This window comes from Bacteroidia bacterium (assembly GCA_019695265.1).
Lineage (GTDB): Bacteria > Bacteroidota > Bacteroidia > JAIBAJ01 > JAIBAJ01 > JAIBAJ01.
Window position 1 is genome coordinate 20,303 of sequence record JAIBAJ010000012.1, and the last position, 22,861, is coordinate 43,163.

Genomic DNA, 22,861 nt, shown 5'->3' on the forward strand with positions numbered 1-22,861 from the left:
CATATTTTTGCAATAATAACCAACCGATATTTGAGCCATGGAAACATTTAACATCAAGAAAATATTGGTACCAACCGATTTTTCAGAAACTTCAATGAAGGCATTAAGTTATGCCATTGAGTTAGCCAAACGCACCCAATCTGAAATCACCATTTTGAATGTCGTGGAATCACTTTTGGCTACTAATAATCCAAGTTTTGTATCGGTGCCCAATAGTGCTGAATACGAAGAAGTAGTTTTAGAAGCTTGCAGAACAAAATTGGCCGAATTAGCATACTCCAAAGCAGAACCTGATTTTCCACCCTTTCAAACCATGGCGGTTTTAGGAAGAACTTACTTGGAAATTGTTAGATGCAGCAAGGAACTATCCATAGATTTAATTGTGATGGGAACTCACGGAGTTTCAGGTATTCGTGAATTTATGGTGGGTAGCAATGCCTACCGGGTTGTAAGTGAGGCAGATTGTCCGGTTTTAACCATTCAATCTACTTTAAAAAATGGCATTTTCAATAAAATACTTCTTCCATTTAATGACCGTCAACATTCCAGAGAAAAAGTAAGGTATGCTTTAAGACTAGCCCAAATTTACAATGCATCAGTTCACGTGCTTGGAGTAGATGAGGAAGGAACTCAAAAGGATACTTATAAAATTTCTAAAGAAGCTGAACAGATAAAAGCCGTTGCTGATTCAAAAGGTATTGCCTGTACGGTTGAAGTGGTTTCCGAAAATTACTATTCCAACTCTTTGTTAAACCATGCCATGGAAACCGGAGCAGATTTAATTGTAGAAATGAGAGGAATGGACAAATTGAATATTACAGAGTATTTTCAAGAGTCATTGGAAAAGAGTTTGGTAAACCATTCCCCCATTCCTATTTTGACTATTAAAGCCAATTTTAATCCGGATGCAGTTAACCTGCATGGTTACGGTTGGTAATTAGGTTTAAATTCAAGTATAAAAAACCAAGTCAAATCATTAACATCTAAAACCTTATGGTTATTGGTTAAAGCCAGATTGCGTATTAGAAATGCATAAACGAGTTAAGAATTTGTAAATCAGAATTGGCTAAGTTAAAATCCCCGACTTAAGTTGAGTATCCCGTAAAAGTCAATTGGCTGGGTAAAATTATTTTTTTATACTTTGTATGCGGGCCCCCTCCGCCTAACTTTTTTTTGCAAAAACCTATTACATCTTGCACGGCGTTCGGGTCACGCTATCGGCTGTAGTCCTCGTCCACCTAGGCTATCGCCGTAGGTGTACTGTGGGCTACTTGCCTCTATCGTTGCCCGAGGTGCAACCTCCTGATTTTATAACAATTTCATTTGATAACTAGTCTAAAACTATATTGAATTTTTTTCACTTTTATTCGAAGAATAGTCAAATAAAGTCTGAAAAAATTTATTTCCAATATTGAAGACGATACACTTTATTTTCCGAATCCACTTTCATAGGATTATCAGAAAACCAGGCTAGAAACTCCGTAAATTTAGCTTGATTTTTCTCGTACCAGGTTGCCATAAACTGTTGATCCCCTTCCTGAAATAACCAATAATTATACATCTCGAACTTTCCTTCATCCTTCATTTTTTTGAGGTATGCAAAGAGTGCATTAGGGAAAGCCTTTTGACGGTTTTCATTGAACCAATCGGTTAAAAAGTTATTGCGATAATTAGCCAAAACCCCCAGATTGAAATTTTTCTGAATGGTATTTTGACTCATACATTCCGTAAAAGTTTGTTCAAAGGTGCGTGTAGCTTTAGGTTTTATGAGGGTTCCGGATTTTGCCTCCGCTTTAAGCCACATTTGAGTTAGTTGAAGGTATTTAGCCGTATCAGGTTTATTTACGAAAGCATCCTTATACAAATCAAACAACAACATTCCCATATCGATGGTTCGATCCGTATTACGTTCAATATTCATAAACATTTCGCCATAAACCATTACCCATACCTTTTCTGAACTTTGGTTATAAAGCTTTGCTGCCCAATAGTAGTTTGAAGCATAAGATGGATCGGTTTTTATTCCTTTCTCAAAATATTCCAAAGCTATTTTGTAATTCTTATTAAACATTTCTACCAAGCCCATTTCCATCAACATTTCTCCTGAATTTGGAAATGCTTTTAAACCAAGTCGATAGGTTTCAATGGCTTTCAACCTCTCCCCTTTTAATTCATAACAATTCCCTAATAACTTATAAGTATTCGAATTAGCATTACCTGATTTAATAAATGCCTCTAAATTGGAAATGGCTTCCGGATATTGTTTCTTTTTGTAAAATAAATAAGCTTCTACATATTTTAAATCCAGGTTTTGAGGGTCCAGGCTTTTGGCTTCTCTAATTTTTGAAGAAGCTTCTGCCAGCTTCCCCTCCTCCATCATTTTTATTCCTTCCTCATAAAGTTTTCTGGCCTTAGCCGGATTATCTTGGGAAAAAACAAATGCAGTAAGAAATAGAAATAAAATAGTAAAAGTAATCCTCATGGTTTTTTAGTAGAGTAGCGTTGGGTTAAAAATTCATTTACAACTTGTTGAGCTTCCAATGATGTGATAATATCTGGACGATTTTTTGCGAATTCCCTATACGTTTCAGACGATAAGAAAGCTTGGTTTAAGGCTTCCTCTAAAACTTTTACCGACCAAAAAGTATTCTGTTCCAAACGCCGATTGTTCAAATAACCGCTCAACTTCATTTGTTGAAAAAAGGTTTCAATCTGCCTCCAAATAGCCTCCATTCCGGTATGATCTAAAGAGGAACAAGAAAGGATTGGGGTTATCCATCCATTATCTGCGGCTCTGAATAAATGAATGGCCTGGGCAATTTCAGTTCTGTATTGTTTGGCTTTCAATAAATTATCTCCATCTGCTTTATTGATTACAAACAAATCCGCCATTTCCATAATTCCTCTTTTTATTCCCTGCAAATCATCACCGGAGCCGGTAACCAGCAACAAAACAAACATATCTGTTAAGTATTGAACGGCAGTTTCATTTTGGCCAACGCCAACCGTTTCTATTAAAACAACATCATACCCTGCAGCTTCACAAAGCAACATGGCTTCTCTTGTACGTCTGGCAACTCCCCCCAATTCTCCTCCACTTGGAGAAGGCCTGATAAAGGCTGATGGATTTCGGGATAGTTCTTCCATCCGGGTTTTATCGCCTAAAATGCTTCCTTTGGAAATTTCTGAACTGGGATCAATACTTAAGACAGCAACTTTTTTGCCCAAACCACAAAGCAAGGTTCCCAAAGAATTAATGAAAGTGCTTTTGCCAGCACCTGGAGCACCGGTAATGGCAATCCTTAATGAATTACCGGTTTTAGTAATTACCCGGTGAAGAATCTCTCCAGACACTTGTTGGTGTTCCAACCTGGTACTTTCAGCAAGGGTAATGGCCCTGGCCAAAGCAACTCGATTGCCTTGCAGCAATTCATTTACTATGGTGTTGGTATCTTGCAAGTCGATGAAGGAAGAGCAAAGATATTCGCGACCACCTCCATCCTACCCCGGCCATACTTTACTAATTAACAAACCAGGGTGAATAAAGCCAGTTAAAAGAAAAACAACCTTAAATTGAATTGATTTGAAACCTGTTTTCCAATCCAAACATCTTTATTAAGGTATGAATCCGATATTTTTGGGGCATAATTTCCATAAATCGTCCCAAATACAAATTGAATTTTAATCATTTAAAAATCTTTAAAATCCATCCGTTCATTCCTCAAGGATCTTCCATACACTATTTTTCAACAATAACTTTCAGGGCTTGCACCCTCGGGCAACGATAGAGGTAAGTAGCCCACAGGCGCTCGCAGCCTTTTGGCGGAGAGCGACGAGGACTACAACCGATAGCGTGACCCGAACGCCCAAGAACATGGTTGGGATTTGCCCCAATAGTGGTTGGCGGAGGGGGCCCGCATCCTTTAAATTATAATTCTAATCTTCTAAATCATCCATCGGAACATCGTTGTTACCGCGGCGATTAGGTTTGCCATGGTTGCCTTGTTTAGGGTGCTTACCATGGTGGCGAGCCTGTTTCATAAAGGCCTTCCGATTCGAATCAAAAAGTATGCGTTGCTCCTCGTTCAATAATTTACGAAATTCCAAAAACATCCATTCCCGCTTTTTTGCCAAATTGGTTTTCAATTGACCAATTTCATCCATTAGGGCGGAAATTTGGTTAAAATCAGGATTGGCGGCAGTGCGAAGGGTTTGCAAATGCGCTTCTTTTTCGCGCAATTCATTTTTAAGCGGCAAGGCTTGCTTCATTAATTGCAAATGCAGGTCCTTCATTTTTTGTTTCTGTTCCGGACTTAATTGATTATCAGCCGCATCAACTGCAGGAGGTGGAGGAGGCAAAGGGGTTTGAGTGGCTGGATTTCGAAGAGCAGGAGTTGGTCCCTGAGCCAAAGTTTGAAGACTTAACCCACAAAGAAGGATAAATGCAAGATGTTTCATGGTATTTTTTTTCAACTTGGATAGGCAGAAAGGTTTTTGGTTTAACACAGCATTCAAAAATTACGTTAATTCCATAATGAACTCCTGAAAATCAGGAAATTGAACCAGAAGTTCGGACCTATCGCCCATTTCGAAATCGTTGAAATCGAAACCGGGAGCAACTGTACAACCAACCAGGCTAAATCCATTGGGTACAGTGCAGCGAGAGCCAAACCAACTTCCGGCTTGAATAACCACATGAAATTTTTCACCTTTTTCGATTCGGTTACCCAGTTTGTGAATAATCAGTTGATTTTGGGTATTTAATTCGATAATTTCCAAGCTGTTACCTGCATAGAAATGCCAATGTTCTTCAGAAGCAATTCGGTGAAGTTTAGAGCATTGTCCAAATTCCAATAAAAAATAAATATGTGTACTGGCCACCCGATCACCAGTAAATCGTTCAGGCAATGCATCTGACGGAAGAAGCAAATCGCTTCTAAAGCTTTCCTTATAATAACCACCTTCCACATGGGCAGTTAATTCGAGTTGTTGGATATAATCTTTTGCTGTTAACATGGCAGTGCAAATTAAAAGCTTTGGATGGAATTTTAAATTTACTTTGCACACTGCCTTGGATAAAAAAATCCACATACTGTATTTATGCTCTTGGTTTCCGAACAAGTATATCCCTTTTCTTGGAAATTTTGTAGAGAACCATGCCTTTAGTATAGCGAATACTTGTACTGTAAGCTGTTTGTATGTAAGGGCCAATTTGGAACTTAGTGAACAGGTTTACCAGGTAGACTACAGGCGAAAAGAAGGAGTGGATGAATGGGTGGTTTATTACCGGAATAGCAATAACATATTGGTAAAAACCTGGAGGTATATTCAATCCCATTATTTGGGAAGAAAGCTAGCCATTGCCAGAAATGGAAAAGTCGATATCCTTCATTTACACGTAATCAAGCCGGCAGGTTTTATTGCTTATTTATGGAACATGGCTCAAAGAATTCCTTTCATGGTCACCGAACATTCCACGGCTTATTTAGAAATGAATCGGGAAAAGATGGGATTTACGGAAAGGTATTTAGTAAAAAAGGTTTTAGAACAGGCCCAATTAGTGACGGTTGTTTCGGCGCATTTGGGTGAAAATTTGAAAGCATTCGGGAAAATAAAAAAGATGGAAGTTTTGAACAATGTGGTAGATAGCCAACACTTTTTTCCGGATGATAAGAAGGATGATAGCTTCTTTACGTTTATCCATATTTCAACTTTGGTAGAAGAACATAAAAATGCCGGAGGGATTATTCGTGCCTTTTCCAAGCTAACTAAGGAAGTCAACCATACCAGGTTATGGATTATTTCAGATGGGGATTTTTCCTATTGCAAACACTTAGCCCAAACCTTGGAATTAAGCGAAAAGATCAGCTTTATGGGTCCGTTGGAGTCGATGGAAGTAGCCGAAAAACTAAGGCAAAGCCATTGTTTAGTTTTATTTAGTAATTATGAAAACATGCCGGTGGTAATCAGTGAAGCCTGGATGTGCGGAATACCGGTGATAAGCAGCGATGTTGGAGGAATTAGGGAACATGTTAAACCAATCAACGGATTGTTGATTAAGCCTGGAGATGAAGAAGGCTTGTTGCAGGCCATGAAGCGAATGATAGAGGATAAAAACAAGTACGATTCAGCTCAAATTTCGGAAGGAGCCAAGAAAGAATTTTCGAGCTTAGCAGTTGGAATAAAATTGAAAAAATACTATTTGGATATTTTGGGTTAAATAATTCCTAACCCTAGCTTAATTTTTCAATGATTTTGATACATTTGCCCATCCCGAATTTTAATATTTCAATGAAAAAACAATTACAACTTTTAACTCTTGCAGCATTAGGCCTTACCTTAAGTGCCGGAGCGCAAACAGCAAAAATGAAAATGCTGGACAAAGCCAGCAGAACCGGTAATACCAAAAAGGTAACAACCGTTAAGCGAGTATATACCGGAAATGAGCAAGTTGTTGGCCATGGAACACCAACTGCAACCAACAAAAGTGCAGCATTTTTGCCTGAAACTACCATTGCTAATACCACCTACGATTTACAATCCAATTCATCGGTGGCTAATCGTTTTTTAAGAGATGAAAATGGGAAGATGGTATATGTTTTCACCTATTCACAAGAACTTTCTCCTTACAGCGACAGAGGAACAGGTTATGTAAGCAATTTGGATGGAACCTGGTCAGGACAACCGGACGGGAAAATTGAAACCAGCAGAACCGGATGGCCTAATGTTACCTGGAATGCAAATGGAGCTGAGACCGTTTTATCGCACAATACTGTGGCCGAAGAATTGGAACTTTGCAGCCGCCCTACCATTGGTTACGGCAGTTGGACAGAAAGTACCACCACTTTGCCAAGCCCAATAGCAACCGGTAACTGGTGGCCTAGAATGGTTTCGGGTGGTGCTGACAATAATTCATTGCATGCCTTATCTATTACTTACCCGGTTGCATCGGGAGGTACCTTACACAATGGATTAGATGGAGCATTACTTTATAGCCGTTCAACCGATGGCGGTGCAACCTGGGATAAAGTGAACGTTCAAATTCCAGGAATGGATACCACTAAATTTAAAGGTTTTGGAGGTGATTCCTATGCAATGGATGCTAAAGGAAATACCATCGTTATTGTTACCGGAGACTTGATGGATGATGTGGTTTTATGGAAATCTACCGACAATGGTGACACCTGGACTTCACAAGTTATTTACGACATGATGCTTCCTGAACCTTATGATTTTGGTCCGGCTATTTCAGATACTAACGCAGATGGTATTGCTGATACCTTAATTGGAACAGGAGGTTCTTTAGCTGTTTTGCTTGATAACAATGATAAAGTTCATTTGTTTTTTGATATTCAACGAATTTTTGATGATACCGTATCCGATCAGGGATATTTTACCAGTTTCCCTTATGCTAATCCAGGTTTGGCTTATTGGACTGAAAACTATCCAGATTCTTTAAGAATTATTGGTGACATTTTGGACCTAAATGGAAGTGGTGCTATTGAATTCTTTGCTGACGCTGATGGTAATGGAGCAGATGAATTTGGACGTTATGGAAATACAGGTTTGGTTAGTCAGCCTTCTATTTCGGTTGATGGAAATAATACCGTTATTGTTTCTTACTCTGCCTTCATTGAGAGAGGATTTAATGACTATTTAAAAGCTTACCGTCATACCTACCTTAAAAAATCAACCGATGGTGGCTTAACATGGTCTGATCCAACTGATATTTACAACGATACTTTATCGGAGTGTGTTTTTGGTATTTTGGCTCATAATTCAGATTCTGAAGCTCATTTGGTTTACATGAGAGACGGTGCTCCCGGTCATGGAGTTCCTCCAACCAATGGTGGAGATCCAGATCCTGATAATGGTTATGGAGATTTTATTTATGTTGCTTTACGTGTTTCAGAAATTGGACTTCCAATCGGAATTGATGAAAAAACCAGTAACTTTAATCAGTTTGTAGTTTACCCTAACCCAAGCAATGGATTAGTAAATTTACAATTGTCAAATAAAGTTTCAGGAAAACTTAATGTTGAAGTACTTAATGTTTTAGGTCAAACTGTTTTCACCTATTCTAGTGAAAACCCTTCAACCTCCCATTATACTCAAATGGATATGAGCAATCTTTCAGCCGGTTTTTACGTGGTAAAAGCTGAAATGAACGGAGAACAAATTTCCAAAAAGCTTCAAATAAAATAGACTAAAGTTCGTGTAAAAAAAAGAGGCTGTCCTTAGTTTAGGACAGCCTCTTTTTTTTTGATAGCTATTTTAAACCCGGATGCCAAATGAAGTTAAACTTCTTTAGGAATTTGAGTTAAACTAGCATACGTTGAGAAATAGTCTAAAACTATTTGAAGAATTACATTGGTATATTCCGATGCGAAAGCTGTATAAACCCGGTTGGTGAATTAGTATTGCACATTTGGACTAATGGCATCCTCTAATGAGCTCGCCTCCTGAATATAATGCCGAATGGACAAAATGTATAGTCCAATTTTATACTTAAATTTTCTTGAAAAAATCGGACTAACATTTTGTATCCTCGGTACTTACCAATCTAAATTTATAAAAGCCTTCGGACTATTTATAAATTAAAATTGGTATAAAATAAACTGATAGGTAGCGCCTCGGGCAACGATAGAGGCAAGTAGCCCACAGGACCCCTACGGCGTTAGCCTAGGGGGACGAGGACTACAGCCGATAGCGTGACCCGAACGCCCAGGCAGGTTATTTTGGGAATTATAAAAAAGCTAGTTGGGCGGAGGGGGCCCGCATACAAAGAATTTATAAACCTGACATTATCCTTCCGGTTGACTTTATAGCCAAACCTATTTAAGCAAAATATAATTCTTATTCTCCCCAATTTTTTTGCCTAATACTTTTTCGATGTAGTAAAGTACTTTCTTATGCCATTGTTTAATGTGTACCCCAGGTTTTAAACCCGAAGGAACCGTATATTCCTCTACCCTTTTTTTATAAACATCCGGATGAGTTCCTTGAAAGATTTCCAACACATCAATTTTAGAATAATCGAATTCTGATTGATTGCCTACATGTTTTTTCACCCATTCATCATTATGCCAAAGTGTATGAAAGTACTTTTGTTTGTCTTGCTGTTTGTCGGGTGACTTAACCCAGCTATAATGGTGAACACGAGCATTTGCCCTTTTCACTTTCAGCTTTTGTCCATTTTTAAATCTAAAACCTTGAGAATCTTTGTATGGAATAATATCCGGGTTGTTTCGGATAATCCGAATTTCATTTTTATACCACTTACGGCCACTTGCCACCAGGGAATAATCGCCATAAAAATGAGTATACGAAAACAGCAAACCATCCACTTTGGAATTACCTAAATTATCCTGCATGGCCTTATTAATGGCAGGATAATCTTCCTGATGAAAGCATTCATCTGCTTGGATGCAAATGAGCCAATCAGCTTTAGGATTAACCAAATTTTTCGCTTTTTGGGTTTCAACGGCCAATACTCGACCGCCTTCCCGAATACTATCATCCCACACCGAATCATGGATTTTTAGTTTCGGCGAATTTATTTCTTCAATAATTGAACGAGTGCCATCATCTGAGTTTCCGACCAAAACTATTAATTCATCAACCAATGGCAGCAGCGAAAGTATAGCTTCCCGAATAGGGTAATCGAACTTTACGGCGTTGCGAATGAAAGTAAAACCGGATACAAACATGGTGGAAAAAGCTAAAAAAAAAGGCTATCCGATAAGGGATAGCCTTGCGAAATTTCAACTAGAAATTAGTGAGCAGCCGGAGCAGCAGCAGCGGCAGTAGAATCAACATGGGCAGTATCAGCAGCAGCTGCATTTTCAGCGCCTGTGATAGAATCCATACGTGCTTGTTCAGCAGCAATAATTGAATCTTGTTTTGCCTTGTTAGCAGCTTCAACATCTTCTTTGGATGGACCACAAGCAACTAAAGAAGCCATAGAGGCAACAAGGGCAAGAGCAAATACTTTTTTCATTTTTTTGTTTAGATTGGGGGTTATTAAAAACGGATGCAAAAGTAATTAAAATATGCGTTTGAAAAACAAAAAAAACATGTCCCTTGATTTTGGAAATAAGCCTTAGAATAGGTTTATAATTTTATTACATGGATCTATTTATAGTAATACCTATTATGCGGGCCCCCTCCGCCCAATCATCTTTTGGCTTAACCCAAAATAAATTGCATGGGCGTTCGGGTCACGCTATCGGCTGTAGTCCTCGGCCCACTTGGCTGGCGCCGCGTGTGCCTGTGGGCTACTTGCCTCTATCGTTGCCCGAGCTGCAACCTCATCCTGTTGTAAATAAACCAATTAGTCATGGTATCTAGATGTTCGCTACCAAATTGTTAATTCAAGAAATCTCCTTGAATTTCGCTCGCTTAAATGAAAACCTAATTATGATTACCCAATGTTCTGCAAGTTCTAATTTGAAGCTTATACCCGGTTATAACTATGCCAAGGCTGAATTAATACAATACTCGGAATCGAATAGTGGCCGCAACCTTTTTCAATTCTTCCAAAACATGGGAATCGTACTGTTTATTGATATCCGTAACAAGATAACCCACCAGGTTGTTGGTAGATAAGTATTGTTGGGAAATATTTAAACGGTGTCTGGCGAAAGTGCTGTTTATTTCGGCAAGTACCCCGGGAACATTTCGATGAATATGGAGAAGGCGGTGAGCATGAGGAAAGGTCTTCAAATCCATTTCGGGCAAATTCAAGCTGGAATTGGAATTTCCGGTATTGATATAAGAAATTAATTTTTGTGCCATTTCCTTAGCAGCCAAAAACTTGGTTTTTGTTGTTGAAATGGATTCCTGAAAGCTGAAATCCAAGGGAAAATTAATGGACAATTGTCTCATTTTCTCCCAACCTTCCGGAAGTTGAGCATCCATGCAAGCTTGTATACATTTCTGTGTTTGGAATAAGTGAACCACAATGGCATAAGGTATGGCTTTAAAACCGCCGGAGCAAATAAGACTAAACCTGGTTTTTGATTGAAAATTTGATTTTTTCAATTCAGGGTACTTCTCGTTTGAATGCCTGCAAAGCACTACCACATCGGAATGAAGTAGCGATTTAAAACTTTCCAACCTCCCTTCCACATGGTTGGGATACACCTTTTCTGAATCCCAAACCATCACCTCTACTCCTAGCCCAACTAACTTCTGATACAGCCATTTTCCTTCACTTCCCATTCCGGAAATACCCACCTTAATTTCATCCAAGAATTTCCCTCCTTGTTCTCCCGATTTGGCAATTTTTAGGATTTTATACAAATCATATTCTGCTCTTCCTATGGCTTCTGCTTCCGGTGTGTGGAAGACTGCAGTACCTCTCAGGCTTAAATCGGACAATCCTTCCTCACCGGCACTTCCTGCAATTCCCAGGCATAGCAATCGTTTAGCCGTTTGAACTTCCACAGCGTTTAGCAAGGAACTTTCCTTTAGACACAAAACAGTAGATTCGGAAAGGGCGGAAGTCAAACTTTCTTTATTGAAATACTTCACTTGATATCCTTCCTCCAAAAACATTTGTTCTGCAATAGGATGCAGACCGTTTTCCAATAACACTGAAATTCGATTCTTGGGATAAGAAATACTACCTTGAATTTTGTTCAGATATAAAAATTCATCGAAACTAGGAGTAATATGATCGGCAGTTGAAAGAATCTTTTGTCGGGTAATATTCTCGGTATAGGCAAAAAATTTATGTGCAATACCGGCTTCCCGCATCTGATAATCGCTGTAACCATCACCGATAACATAAATATTGCCTTGCAGGTTTAACTTCTTTAACTGGTAAATTTTACCATCCGGTTTCGACAATTCATTTTCATCATCAAATCCCACAATTTTCTTTTGATCATCCAGCTTAAAAGTATTGGCATAAATTCGCTCCGATGGAATACCTAAAGGCTTTAAAATAGGATCAATAAACTCCTTAAAACCTGCCGATATGACAATAATTTGTTGCCCATAATCTTTAAAGAACCGTTGGTTTCTCTTCACTGAACCTGAAATCTTTTTTTTGAGTCTGTTCACTAAAATATCGAGGTGTTTTTCTTCAGCCCCCAATAAAGCGATTCGTCTTTTTAATGATTCAGTGAAACTAATTTCTCCATCAATCCCCAAGTCCGTAATATGCTTGATTTCATGGAGAATTTGGTTTCTTTTAGGATTCCCTTTTAATGAGATTTCGCCTAATTCCTCAAATGCCTCTACCTGGGTAAGGGTGCTATCAAAATCAAAAACAAAGGTGATATCTTCTAGTTGCTTCTTTCGGCTTGTCATTGAATCAAGGTATGGATGGTTAAAAAACCTACACCCATAGCTCCAACCAAGGTGGTATGGTTTCGGTAATTTCGTTGGTGGTAAAAAAATCTTTCGCCCACAGGTTCTTTCGGGTTTAACTAATACAGAATCGTTTTTGAACTCCAAGTCAAAATAGTACGATTTTAGAATGGCAAAGGTAGAATGGTCTAAGCTTTGCTTGTTCTGATTATCTTGAAAGTAGTTGACAATTAACCAACAATTTTTGGCTTGAAATCCAATATGGCCCGATATATTAATTGAAGTTGATCCTGGGTTATACAATAAGGAGGTACTACATACACCGTATTGCCAAGAGGCCGCATCAGAATGGACTTTTCCAGAAAGTAATTATACAATTCATTGCGTAATTCGCTTAAATAACCGGGCTCACCTTGGGCCTTATAATCAATAGCCAACACTACTCCCATCCTTCGAATGTTTTGAATGGAAGGATAATCGCTAAGTGGAGTATTGTTCTGAAAGTTCAAATGACTTTCTTCTATCATTTGAATAGCCGCTTGGCAGGAGTCTTCCAGGAATAAATCCAAACTTGCTAAGGCGGATACACAGGCCAAAGGATTTGCCGTAAATGAATGCCCATGAAAAAAGGTTCTAATATTAAGCCCCTCCAAATCCTTCGATAAGTTCTTTTGCTCTTTGAAAGCTTGATGAATACGTTCAATACATAAAGTAACACCAAGGGGCAATGCTCCGCCGGTTAATCCTTTCGACAAACAAATTATTTCCGGTTGATTTTTAAGGTAATCGATGGCGAAATTGGATCCGGTGCGTCCAAAACCGGTAAACACTTCATCGGCAATGCATATAACCTCATTTTTTTGCGCAATTTCAAGAATGGAATCCAACCAGGTTGCTGAATGCATCTTCATTCCGGAAGCTCCTTGAATCAAGGGTTCAAATATGAAGCAACTGTATTCTCCGCTGGCAAATAATGCTTGGGCTTTTTGGATAGATGATTCGTGGATTGGTAAATATTCCACTTCAAACAAAAAAGGTTGAAAAGCCTGTGTGAATATGGAACGCTCTCCAACACTCATGGCACCAAAAGTATCTCCATGGTAAGAACCTTCCAAAGCCAATACCTTTTTCTTTACCTTTCCCAAATTGTACCAATATTGAAAGCTCATTTTCAAGGCAACCTCAATGGCTGTGCTTCCATTATCAGAATAAAAAATCTTGGAAAAATGACCGCGAAATAATCCAAGTAATCTTTCAGCCAACTGAATGGCAGGTTGATGAGTAAAGCCTGCAAACATCACATGTTCGAGCTTTTGGGCTTGTTCAAATATTTTTTGGGCAATATATGGATGGGAATGTCCGTGCAAATTAACCCACCAAGAACCCACTGCGTCTAAAATAGCCCTTCCTGATGAATCAAAAAGAAATACACCATTGGCTTTTTCAATAAGTAATGGAGATTCTGAATCCGTTACTGCCGTATACGGATGCCAAACCATAGCCTTATCCTTCTCCAAAAAACCCATCCAATACGGGATGAAATCAATTATGGTTGAATTCCAAAAGCTCTAATAAAGCCTTTTTCATTGCCATTTTGGTCAATTGCAACTACTTTAATGGAACAAATTGAATTCACATTCGGAGCAATTAATCCGGTATCAATATCCAGGGTTTTACTGGCCGAATACCAGGAACCTACAAATAATTTGCTTAAGCTATTGCTATCAACTACTTCCACATAAATGGAGTCTAATCCAACATCATCGGTAATATTAACCATTAATGGAATGTATGAACCGGATTGGTAAGAACTGTAAATTTTGTAAAGCTGTCCGTTAATAATGGTATCTCTCGCAGGTGGAGGTGATACAATGGTAACCTCCGGAGCAATTAAATCGGAAGGAACGGACGGTTCATTTTTTGAACAGGAAGCAATTAACCCTAGTCCTGCAATAGCAACAAAAGATGAGTATAGTATGTTTTTTTTCATAATCGGTTGGGTGTGTAATTTACATTCTAAAGACACCAAATTCCTTGGAGCCTAAAGGTTGTTCTGAATAGATAATGGATAAACAAAATTTGAGATAGTTTCGGGTCTGTCTGGGATCAATAATTCCTTCGTCCCAAATTTGACCACTTGCGAAATAGGCATTGTTTTGCTTTTCAGCCTCAGCAACCATGTATTGTTTCATTTGTTTACCTTGTTCCTCATCGTAGGTATAACCGCCTTTGGCTGCTGCTTCTCTGGCAATAATCTCCATCACTCCCGAAAGTTGATCAGGACCCATTACTGCAATTTTGGAATTTGGATAGGTAAATAAAAACCTTGGCTTATAAGCTCTTCCGCACATAGCATAATTTCCGGCACCATATGAAGAACCAACAATAATTGTTATTGCAGGAACCTTGGAGTTGGAAACAGCATTGATCATTTTAGCCCCGTGTTTTATAATTCCTTCTTCCTCGTATTTTTTGCCAACCATAAATCCGGTAATGTTTTGAAGGAAAAGCAATGGGGTATCATTTTGATTACATAATTGAATAAACTGGGCTCCTTTATTGGCAGATTCAGAAAACAATACACCATTGTTGCCTATAATCCCGATTTTGTAGCCACCCACATTGGCAAAGCCACATACCAAGGTATTACCATATTCGGGTTTAAACTCATGAAATTCCGAGCCATCCACAAAACGCATAATTAGTTCCTTGATATTAAAAGGAGTTCGTGGATCTGCACTTACAACGCCCAATATTTCTTCTGAATCATAAATTGGCTCACTGTAAGTTTGCAAATTAACAGGGGCTTCTCCTAAATTGGCCATGATGTCTCTCGCAATACGAATAGCATCTGCTTCGTCTTGAGCCAAATAATCCGAAACTCCTGAAACCCTGCTATGCATTTCTGCACCACCTAAACTCTCGTCATCCGTAATTTCATTGGTGGCCATTTTTACTAAGGGTGGACCGGCTAAAAAAACTTTGGCTTGTTGCTTTACAAAAATGGTATAATCACTCATTCCTGGAATATATGCACCGCCGGCTGTGGAGTTGCCAAATACAACAGAAATAGTTGGAATATTTTGGGCCGAACGCCTAGTGATTTCTCGAAAGCTGGAACCACCATAATTGAAAATTTTGGCCTGATCAGGCAAGTTAGCTCCTGCCGACTCAACCATATTAATGGTGGGTAATTTATTCTCCAATGAAATTTCAGCCAATCGCATACTCTTTTGCAACGTGGTGTAATCAATGGCTCCTCCTTTGATGGTTCCTATATTGGCAGTAACCATACACAATCGTCCGGATACATAACCTAAACCTGCTACCAAAGTACCACCTAAACAAAAATCATCGGTTCCCCAACCTGCTAAAGGCATCAACTCCATGAAAGGTGAATCCGGGTCTAATACCAATTCAATTCGCTCCCTCGCCAGAAGTTTTCCCTTTGCCTTAGTTCGTTGAATATATTTTTCCTCTCCTTGAAATTGCGATTTCCGCATCCATTCAGCCAGCTCAGCAACTTTTTGCTTCATGGCTTCATAGTTCGATTTATAAGAAGGTGAGTTGGTATTTAGCTTGGTTTTAAGAACAGACATCCTATGTTTCTTGGTGCGAAGATAAAACTCTATGCTATTATTTCAGTGATATTCTTGAAAAAGTCCGAAACTATTTTACAATGGCTAACTTGTCCCAATTAGTTTATGGCTGTAGCTTACCATTTTACATCTTGAATCAAGAATCTCCTTTTTACCTTTCGACACCATTCCGCCATACAAGGAATTAGCCAAACTCGAATTCAATACCGGAAAGAATAAAAAAATTCGAACCGGTCCTTCGACTAGTATCCTAAAAATAGGTCGCTATCTCTTCTTTTATGTAATCAATAGCTATTTGAGTAGGCAACTTTTCTATCTTGGAACTTGCCTCTAGTATTAATTGACCCAGTTCTGTTCCACTTGCCTGATCATTAAGTTTCCCTGCCGACAAATTCACCAGCTTTACCATTTCTTCCTTGGCATTCCTGGTTAACTCCCAGGCATTTGACCCCATATAAATTTGTTGACTCAGATTATGCTCAAATTCCTGACGGATAGTTCGGGTTAATTCTGCCTGCAACATCCTGGCCGACATTCCGGGTTTGCTAACCCTAAGCAATATATTAGCCGGACTAATCCGCTCTAAAAACAATACAATTCGCTCATAGGCCTGCAACCGAATCGGAGTCATGTCCTTTTGGTTATTCATTTTCAACTCCAATGCCTTCATGCGGTTTTGGCTGTCCATAAACTGCTTCAAAGTCAATACAGAGGTAACAAACACAATTAAGGATGGAAGTATGTAACGAAGAATATCAGATAAGAAATCGGTTGAGTTCATTTGTTTATAGATAGGTTGCAAAAGTAACGGAAAGAACTCATCTCCGGTATACTATAAATAGAACTAATCGTATAATTCAAATTTAATGACCGATTTATCATAACCCATTTCCATTAAATTATGCTTGGCTTGCATAATCATTTCCTTCCACCCACAGAGGTAAAAATGAGCAGGTTCTTTATGATGAAACAATTCTTGATAAACCCCATGAACATACCCTTTTCTCCCTTGCCAATCTCTTTGCCTCGATAATACCGGGTGGTAATAAAAACACGGACATTGGGCTTCAAACGCTTCCATTTCCTTTCGATAAAGAATATCACTTTCCCAGCGACAACCGAAAATTAAATGAACCTGAAAATTGGGATTATGTAAATTCCTACTCAACATATAATTAAGCTGGGACCTAAATGGAGCTATACCCGTTCCAGTACAAATAAAACAGAGATGAGAATCAATTGACTCCGGAATAGTAAACTTACCCAAAGCTTTTGAAACTTTAATTGGACTGCCTATCCGAATATCCTTTTCAGAAAATAAATAATTGGTACCTAAACCTCCTTCTTTCAAAACTATTACCAACTCAATTACATTGCTGCCATCGGGCGCCGATGCTATAGAATAACTGCGGGTATTTATTTTTGAACTCAATGGCAAATCCAGCATCACAAATTGTCCCGGCTTAAAATCAAAGGTGGAAGCCTCTCCCACTTCAATAAAAAACCGTTTCACATTCGGTGCCTCGTCCTGAATATCTACAATTCTTGATTGGTAAAAATCATACGCCATGTGAGGTAAAGGTAAGTAAGATTTTTAACATTTCCGCTACCTGTAAATTATTACCCCAAAAGGGTCATAGAAACCATTCTCCCTGATCTTCAAGACCAATACCTACCCGGTTTCCGTGAAAGAAAATTGGAATGAAAATCTAACTAGCATTTCACGGGATTAAACCCAAATTATCATTAGAAATCGGATTGAAGCCTTCAAATGCAGTAAAGACAAGGGCTTCAGGTTGATTTTTGGGTGAAGGAATAGTGAACTATTTTGAAGTCAAAAAATGTTCTTAAATCCTTGTATTTGAAGCAGTTGGAAGCTGGAATAGATTTCTATTATTGAATTTGGGTTAAATTTATCCCCAAATTTCAACATCCCTCCTACCCTATCCATTTTTATCCTTGCTTTGTCATCCATTATTTTACCCTTCCATGCACAAAAAAATACTTCTTTTAGGCTCCGGTGAACTGGGCAAAGAATTCGTCATTGCCGCTCAACGCCTGGGACAATTTGTTATTGCAGTTGATTCATACCCCAACGCTCCTGCTATGCAAGTTGCCAATACCTTCGAAGTTATCGACATGCTGCAAGGGGATCAATTGGACCAAATAGTGGCTAAACACCAACCCGATATCATTGTTCCGGAAATAGAAGCCATTCGAACCGAACGCTTGTACGAATATGAAAAAAATGGTATCCAGGTGGTACCTAGTGCCCGTGCTGCTAATTTCACCATGAATCGCAGAGCTATTCGAGACCTGGCCGCAAATGACCTTCAACTGAAAACTGCCCGATTCCAATATGCCACCACCCTATCCGATTACCAAAAAGCTGTGGAATATGTTGGACTGCCTTGCGTTGTTAAACCATTAATGAGTAGCAGCGGAAAAGGTCAAAGCACCGTTAACCATCCCAACGATATTGATCAGGCTTGGGAATACGCCTCCAACAACGCCCGAGGCGACCTGAAAGAAGTTATCGTTGAACAGTTTATCCACTTTCATACCGAAATTACCTTATTGACCATCACCCAAAAAAATGGCCCAACCTTGTTCTGCCCTCCCATCGGTCACCGACAAGAAAAAGGCGATTACCGCGAAAGCTGGCAACCTTGCCCAATCTCCGACCAACACCTAGCTCAGGCCCAAGAAATGGCATCCAAAGTTACCAATGCCCTCACCGGTTTCGGAATTTGGGGAGTTGAATTCTTCCTCGCTAACGAAGGTGTTTATTTCTCCGAACTATCCCCTCGTCCGCACGATACCGGGATGGTAACTCTTGCCGGAAGTCAGAATTTCAATGAATTTGAACTCCACCTCCGGGCCATTCTAAACCTGCCTATTCCTGAAATAAAACTCGAAAAAGCCGCTGCCAGCGCTGTAGTATTGGCAACCGACTCCAACCCCAACCCTCCTCAAATCAACGGACTCAACATGGCCTTGCAATACTCCAATAGCGACGTTAAAATATTTGGGAAACCATCCACCCGCCCCAATCGCCGAATGGCCGTAGCACTTACCTACGATGCCATTAACTCTGATGTAAACGCCCTCATTCAAAAAGCTCAACAAATAGCTGCTGAAATTAAAGTCAATGCGTAAAGCATGGTTCTTCCAATTCAATTACCAAATCAATACCCAGTCAACAGCACCGATTATCTGCTTCTGCTTTTCCACAAACAACTGCGCAAACAAGGTAAAACAGGAAATGTGGTACGAACCGTATTGTATTTCGACGGTACCATCTCCCTAACTCAACTCCAAAACCTGGTCCACCAAAACCAACTGCTTTCCTCCCTAAATTCCTACCGGGTTCACGAATCATTTCCGGGTAAACCAAGCTGGTGGAAACTTGGCCCTTCCCCCCTTCCGGTAAGCGTTTCCGAGTGCTATTCTCCATCCAATTCCATCCCAACCGAAATCCTTCAATTGAACCTCGACCCCTGGGGAGATGGACTTATCCACCTTCACCTGCTCAACCTTCCCGAATCCAAACAGGCTCTCGTGGTTTCGGTTAACCATTGTTTTACCGATTACCGAGGTGTGCAAGAATTGGTTCAACTTATCCTTCAACCCTCTCATCCCCTCAACCCTAACCTGGTTTCCAAGCCGGATATCGAACTTCCTTTTTGGCCCAAATTAACCAATAGCCTAAAAATCGTTGGGTTTATGTTAAGGTCAATCACCTCAACCATTGCTACCATCGGCAATCGTAAACTGGGAAAGGAGTTCCAAACCAAACGCATTCTTTTTTCGGAGTCTCAATCCCAAACCATCGATCAAGATATTCAATCCAAAGGTCTTTCCTTATTACCCAATGTCTACTTTCTCGCCAAAACTATTTGGTCCTTTCATACTCAAATCGGATTTAAACAGGGTAACCTTCTCTGGTTAAGTATTCCCATCGATTCCCGAAAAAAAGGTGCACCCGCAAGTATTCTAGGCAATAACCTCTGGTTTATGTTTTATCAAATTCCTCTTTCCATTCTCTCAAAAGGGTTTCCGGAATTGGTTCAACAATTGCAACAACAAACATTGGATCAATTAAGACTCCAACTTCCTCAAAAATATGCCATTATGGCTTCCTGGTGGAAAGCTTTACCCCATAGTTTCTACCGCATTTTTGTTAATATGCCAAGCCGGGGACGCATTTCTTCCTTGTCTTTTTCCAATTTGGGCAACTGTTTCCCCAACTTAAATAACGTGTTGGGCCATCCAATTATCGGTATCGAAAATATTCCTTCCAACCCTTCACCTCCGGGAATAGGTATCGTAATTATGAAATGGAACAACCAATATGCGATCAACCTCACTTGGGAAAAAAATCTGCTTTCTAATTCCGAAGTTGAGGCAATTATCAATCAACTTTCCAATTTGCATCTGTCTTGCGGTTTAGATTAATTTTATGTTCTTTTGGGTGCGGGCTGCCCTTAGCCAACAAACCGTTTCAAGCCACCGTAATTGGGTAATGGCTAAGGTCACCGGGCTTTCGCGAGTAGTCCTCGGTCTGCTCCGTTATCACTGCGCATTCCTGTGGGCTACTTCGCTCTATCCCTGCCCGAAGGTCCGTGCTTTCTACACAGGGTAGTAAACTATTCATTAAGCTTTCCGTATTTAATTTCTATTCATTCACTAACCTTAAGTAAACACTTTCCTAACCGAATATCCCAATATTTCTTAAGAAACTAAAAACCAGATAAATTTCAAAAATTGAAATCAGGTTAATTGCCTAACTTTGTTTTCATCAACCCAATAAACCACACCAATACACCCAAAATGTTAAAACCAATTGTAAAATCATCCTTTGTTTTTGCTTCTGCTATTGCCTTATTTTCATTTACCTTGCCAAGTAACTGGTTTAAAGCAGGAAGTTCACCCAAAAGCTATGAAATGGGCTTGGTAAAAGGCCTGGGATCCAATGGAAGCAATGCTGCTACTATTAAATCCATTGATAAAAACATTAAAGGCTTCGGAACCTTAATGCAAGAATGCAAGGCCGATAAATTTTTAGGTAAACGTGTAAAAATGACTGCCTTGGTTAAATCCGAAAACGTAAAACAATGGGCCGGTTTATGGCTTAGGGTCGACCAAGCCAGATCCCAACAACCACTTGCTATGGATAATATGTTTAATCGTCCCATCAAAGGCAATACCGATTGGAAAAGCTACGAAATCGTTCTTGACATTCCGGCCAATGCCACTCAATTAGCCTATGGTGCCTTGCTTCATGGAACAGGACAAATTTGGTTCGACCAAGTGCAATTTGAAATTGTACCTAACACCACCTCTACTACCAACACCACAGCCAGCCCGGTTAATCAGGAGCCGGTAAACCTTGGATTTGACGAATAAGTAGCTCATACCTTAAATGCTTGCTACAACCGGCAACTTTACCGCTTATTGGATCGAAAAAAATCCTGCCACTTCGAAAAACAGTACCATCCTAATGCTTCCTGTTGTTTTGGGGTAGCAACCATCTTTACGGCTAGTTAATCGCATGGATGGATAAGTTATACCAATTTTAATTTATAAATAGTCCGAAGGCTTTTATAAATTTAGATTGGTAAGTACCGAGTATACAGAATGTTAGGCCAATTTTCTCAATAAAAATTAATACCTAATATTGGACTAAACATAATGTACATTCGGTATTAACCGATTAAAAAAAGCTTGTTCCTACCAACCAATACCTGAATACCGGTTTAATTACCAACTACCACTTCCCTATTCCTTCACCACATCACCTTCAAAAACCCAATTGCTTGATTAAATTAAAACAACTCGGCCCTTTGGCCTTCCTACTTACCTTCCTGCTTGGTGTAGGCTGTGGGAGGAAATCCACCCAAGCCCCGGCAGAAAAGCCGGTATCAACAGATAATAACCTAGAACTTACCAAATTATATACCCAAGCCATTTCAGAATTCATAAAAGCAGAATATAAAAAGGATCAAACCCGGTTCGACACCCTATTCTTTGGTAAACATACCTATGGGCAAGCCGACGATTTCCCACCAATAAAGCTTCCATCCAGTATTGAAAACACCCACATTCAACTCATTAGTACCGAACAAGGTAATAGGTTACAATCCAGAACCAAACCCTTGGTTTACATCAACTTGATGGGTTGGGTAACACCCGAAAAGGCTGAATTTTTATTTGTGGTTTTTTCCAATGGTTTTGCACATCAGTATGACTATTACATTCATTTCATAAAGCCGGTCAACAATAAAGAATATCAACTAGAAAAAATTGAATGGGAAAATTTCAAACAGCCTCTGCAAAGCAAGCCCAAACGCTTAGGCATTTTCAGAAATGGTGAATATTGCATCGAACATTAACACAAACATTTGAACATGCATCCTGAACTAATTAATAATCCCGAAATAAGACTCATCGGATTAAAAACTACTATAAGTTTGGCTCAAAACAGAATAGCAGAACTTTGGCAGAATTTTATGCCTCAAAAACAATTCATTTCCAATCCTCTCAGCAACGATTTGTATTCAGTAGCAGAATATCCTCCCCATTATTTTTCGGCTTTTAACCCAAACATTGAATTTCACCGCTGGGCTTGTTTGCAGGTTAACAATTTCGATTCCATTCCTCCCCGGATGGAAAGTCTAATTATTCCTGCAGGAAAGTATGCCGTTTTTCACTACCAAGGTCTTTCCAGCGATACCTCCATTTTTCAATACATTTACCAAGAGTGGCTCCCGGCTTCCAACTACATCCTTCGCCAAAGTCCGCACTTCGAGGTATTGGGCAATCAATACAAAAACAATGATCCCAATTCCAAAGAAAGTATTTGGATTCCCATCCAGGAACGCTAAACAAATAAACTCTACCAGGTTAAAATTTAGTTCTGTACCACTGCTGCGAATAAACAA

20 protein-coding genes are annotated in these 22,861 nt (G+C 39.4%); 8 read left to right on the forward strand and 12 right to left on the reverse strand.

All coding sequences use genetic code 11. From position 1 onward, the window contains the following. Positions 1-37: 37 nt before the first annotated feature. Entirely contained in the window at positions 38-937 is a 900-nt protein-coding gene (locus K1X82_03570; protein ID MBX7181169.1) for a universal stress protein, read from the forward strand. A 462-nt stretch (positions 938-1,399) separates the two neighbouring features. Here K1X82_03570 and K1X82_03575 read toward each other — a convergent pair whose 3' ends face one another. From K1X82_03575 to K1X82_03590, 4 genes are all read right to left on the reverse strand, one after another. Continuing rightward, positions 1,400-2,482, reverse strand: a complete 1,083-nt coding sequence (locus K1X82_03575) for a tetratricopeptide repeat protein (GenBank protein MBX7181170.1) — start codon at positions 2,480-2,482, stop codon at positions 1,400-1,402. After that, positions 2,479-3,465, reverse strand: a complete 987-nt coding sequence (gene meaB, locus K1X82_03580; protein MBX7181171.1) for a methylmalonyl Co-A mutase-associated GTPase MeaB — start codon at positions 3,463-3,465, stop codon at positions 2,479-2,481. The genes K1X82_03575 and meaB overlap by 4 nt, the downstream gene beginning before the upstream one ends. Positions 3,466-3,936: 471 nt before the next feature. Then, positions 3,937-4,458, reverse strand: coding sequence for a periplasmic heavy metal sensor (locus tag K1X82_03585; GenBank protein MBX7181172.1), 522 nt, complete (start codon positions 4,456-4,458; stop codon positions 3,937-3,939). Positions 4,459-4,518: 60 nt separating this feature from the next. After that, positions 4,519-5,016, reverse strand: a complete 498-nt coding sequence (locus tag K1X82_03590) for a cupin domain-containing protein (protein ID MBX7181173.1) — start codon at positions 5,014-5,016, stop codon at positions 4,519-4,521. Here K1X82_03590 and K1X82_03595 point away from each other — a divergent pair. Beyond that, the gene (locus K1X82_03595) at positions 5,015-6,220 is read left to right on the forward strand and encodes a glycosyltransferase (protein ID MBX7181174.1); all 1,206 of its coding nucleotides are present in this window, start codon (positions 5,015-5,017) and stop codon (positions 6,218-6,220) included. The two genes, K1X82_03590 and K1X82_03595, sit on opposite strands and share 2 nt — an antisense overlap. A 71-nt stretch (positions 6,221-6,291) precedes the next feature. Beyond that, positions 6,292-8,205: a T9SS type A sorting domain-containing protein gene (locus tag K1X82_03600; GenBank protein ID MBX7181175.1), complete on the forward strand. Its 1,914-nt coding sequence runs from the start codon at positions 6,292-6,294 to the stop codon at positions 8,203-8,205. 629 nt (positions 8,206-8,834) lie between these two features. Here K1X82_03600 and K1X82_03605 read toward each other — a convergent pair. From K1X82_03605 to K1X82_03640, 8 genes are all read right to left on the reverse strand, one after another. Continuing rightward, positions 8,835-9,710 (reverse strand): glycosyltransferase family 2 protein, encoded by an 876-nt coding sequence (locus K1X82_03605; protein MBX7181176.1) that lies wholly within the window; start codon positions 9,708-9,710, stop codon positions 8,835-8,837. 65 nt (positions 9,711-9,775) lie between these two features. Continuing rightward, positions 9,776-9,964: a hypothetical protein gene (locus K1X82_03610; protein MBX7181177.1), complete on the reverse strand. Its 189-nt coding sequence runs from the start codon at positions 9,962-9,964 to the stop codon at positions 9,776-9,778. Positions 9,965-10,488: 524 nt separating this feature from the next. After that, positions 10,489-12,318, reverse strand: a complete 1,830-nt coding sequence (locus tag K1X82_03615; GenBank protein ID MBX7181178.1) for an HAD-IB family phosphatase — start codon at positions 12,316-12,318, stop codon at positions 10,489-10,491. Positions 12,319-12,548: 230 nt separating this feature from the next. Beyond that, the gene (gene bioA, locus K1X82_03620; protein ID MBX7181179.1) at positions 12,549-13,844 is read right to left on the reverse strand and encodes an adenosylmethionine--8-amino-7-oxononanoate transaminase; all 1,296 of its coding nucleotides are present in this window, start codon (positions 13,842-13,844) and stop codon (positions 12,549-12,551) included. Positions 13,845-13,864: 20 nt separating this feature from the next. Next, positions 13,865-14,308, reverse strand: a complete 444-nt coding sequence (locus tag K1X82_03625; GenBank protein MBX7181180.1) for a hypothetical protein — start codon at positions 14,306-14,308, stop codon at positions 13,865-13,867. Between the two features lie 19 nt (positions 14,309-14,327). Then, positions 14,328-15,917 carry an acyl-CoA carboxylase subunit beta gene (locus K1X82_03630; protein ID MBX7181181.1) on the reverse strand — a complete coding sequence of 530 codons (1,590 nt, stop codon included), beginning with the start codon at positions 15,915-15,917 and terminating at the stop codon, positions 14,328-14,330. A 250-nt stretch (positions 15,918-16,167) separates the two neighbouring features. Beyond that, positions 16,168-16,698, reverse strand: a complete 531-nt coding sequence (locus K1X82_03635; GenBank protein ID MBX7181182.1) for a hypothetical protein — start codon at positions 16,696-16,698, stop codon at positions 16,168-16,170. Positions 16,699-16,761: 63 nt separating this feature from the next. After that, complete coding sequence (locus K1X82_03640) at positions 16,762-17,487, reverse strand: FAD-dependent oxidoreductase (protein ID MBX7181183.1); 726 nt, start codon at positions 17,485-17,487, stop codon at positions 16,762-16,764. Between the two features lie 419 nt (positions 17,488-17,906). Between K1X82_03640 and purT the strand changes: the two genes are divergently transcribed. The 5 genes from purT to K1X82_03665 all read left to right on the forward strand — a co-directional run bounded on the left by purT (position 17,907) and on the right by K1X82_03665 (position 22,804). Continuing rightward, entirely contained in the window at positions 17,907-19,076 is a 1,170-nt protein-coding gene (purT, locus tag K1X82_03645) for a formate-dependent phosphoribosylglycinamide formyltransferase (protein MBX7181184.1), read from the forward strand. A 3-nt stretch (positions 19,077-19,079) separates the two neighbouring features. After that, positions 19,080-20,375 (forward strand): hypothetical protein, encoded by a 1,296-nt coding sequence (locus K1X82_03650; protein MBX7181185.1) that lies wholly within the window; start codon positions 19,080-19,082, stop codon positions 20,373-20,375. Between the two features lie 375 nt (positions 20,376-20,750). After that, on the forward strand, positions 20,751-21,326 hold the full coding sequence (locus K1X82_03655; protein MBX7181186.1) for a hypothetical protein: 576 nt from the start codon (positions 20,751-20,753) through the stop codon (positions 21,324-21,326). A 410-nt stretch (positions 21,327-21,736) separates the two neighbouring features. Beyond that, entirely contained in the window at positions 21,737-22,312 is a 576-nt protein-coding gene (locus K1X82_03660) for a hypothetical protein (GenBank protein MBX7181187.1), read from the forward strand. Between the two features lie 15 nt (positions 22,313-22,327). Continuing rightward, positions 22,328-22,804 carry a GyrI-like domain-containing protein gene (locus K1X82_03665; GenBank protein ID MBX7181188.1) on the forward strand — a complete coding sequence of 159 codons (477 nt, stop codon included), beginning with the start codon at positions 22,328-22,330 and terminating at the stop codon, positions 22,802-22,804. The last annotated feature ends 57 nt before the right edge of the window (positions 22,805-22,861 follow it).

Bases quoted from the DNA above. Each gene is read 5' to 3' on its own strand.
- K1X82_03570 (MBX7181169.1), top strand. From the start codon at position 38: ATGGAAACATTTAACATCAAGAAAATATTGGTACCAACCGATTTTTCA.
- K1X82_03575 (MBX7181170.1), bottom strand. From the start codon at position 2,482: ATGAGGATTACTTTTACTATTTTATTTCTATTTCTTACTGCATTTGTT.
- K1X82_03585 (MBX7181172.1), bottom strand. From the start codon at position 4,458: ATGAAACATCTTGCATTTATCCTTCTTTGTGGGTTAAGTCTTCAAACT.
- K1X82_03595 (MBX7181174.1), top strand. From the start codon at position 5,015: ATGGCAGTGCAAATTAAAAGCTTTGGATGGAATTTTAAATTTACTTTG.
- K1X82_03590 (MBX7181173.1), bottom strand. From the start codon at position 5,016: ATGTTAACAGCAAAAGATTATATCCAACAACTCGAATTAACTGCCCAT.
- K1X82_03600 (MBX7181175.1), top strand. From the start codon at position 6,292: ATGAAAAAACAATTACAACTTTTAACTCTTGCAGCATTAGGCCTTACC.
- K1X82_03605 (MBX7181176.1), bottom strand. From the start codon at position 9,710: ATGTTTGTATCCGGTTTTACTTTCATTCGCAACGCCGTAAAGTTCGAT.
- K1X82_03610 (MBX7181177.1), bottom strand. From the start codon at position 9,964: ATGGCTTCTTTAGTTGCTTGTGGTCCATCCAAAGAAGATGTTGAAGCT.
- K1X82_03615 (MBX7181178.1), bottom strand. From the start codon at position 12,318: ATGACAAGCCGAAAGAAGCAACTAGAAGATATCACCTTTGTTTTTGAT.
- bioA (MBX7181179.1), bottom strand. From the start codon at position 13,844: ATGGGTTTTTTGGAGAAGGATAAGGCTATGGTTTGGCATCCGTATACG.
- K1X82_03625 (MBX7181180.1), bottom strand. From the start codon at position 14,308: ATGAAAAAAAACATACTATACTCATCTTTTGTTGCTATTGCAGGACTA.
- K1X82_03630 (MBX7181181.1), bottom strand. From the start codon at position 15,917: ATGTCTGTTCTTAAAACCAAGCTAAATACCAACTCACCTTCTTATAAA.
- K1X82_03635 (MBX7181182.1), bottom strand. From the start codon at position 16,698: ATGAACTCAACCGATTTCTTATCTGATATTCTTCGTTACATACTTCCA.
- K1X82_03640 (MBX7181183.1), bottom strand. From the start codon at position 17,487: ATGGCGTATGATTTTTACCAATCAAGAATTGTAGATATTCAGGACGAG.
- purT (MBX7181184.1), top strand. From the start codon at position 17,907: ATGCACAAAAAAATACTTCTTTTAGGCTCCGGTGAACTGGGCAAAGAA.
- K1X82_03650 (MBX7181185.1), top strand. From the start codon at position 19,080: ATGGTTCTTCCAATTCAATTACCAAATCAATACCCAGTCAACAGCACC.
- K1X82_03655 (MBX7181186.1), top strand. From the start codon at position 20,751: ATGTTAAAACCAATTGTAAAATCATCCTTTGTTTTTGCTTCTGCTATT.
- K1X82_03665 (MBX7181188.1), top strand. From the start codon at position 22,328: ATGCATCCTGAACTAATTAATAATCCCGAAATAAGACTCATCGGATTA.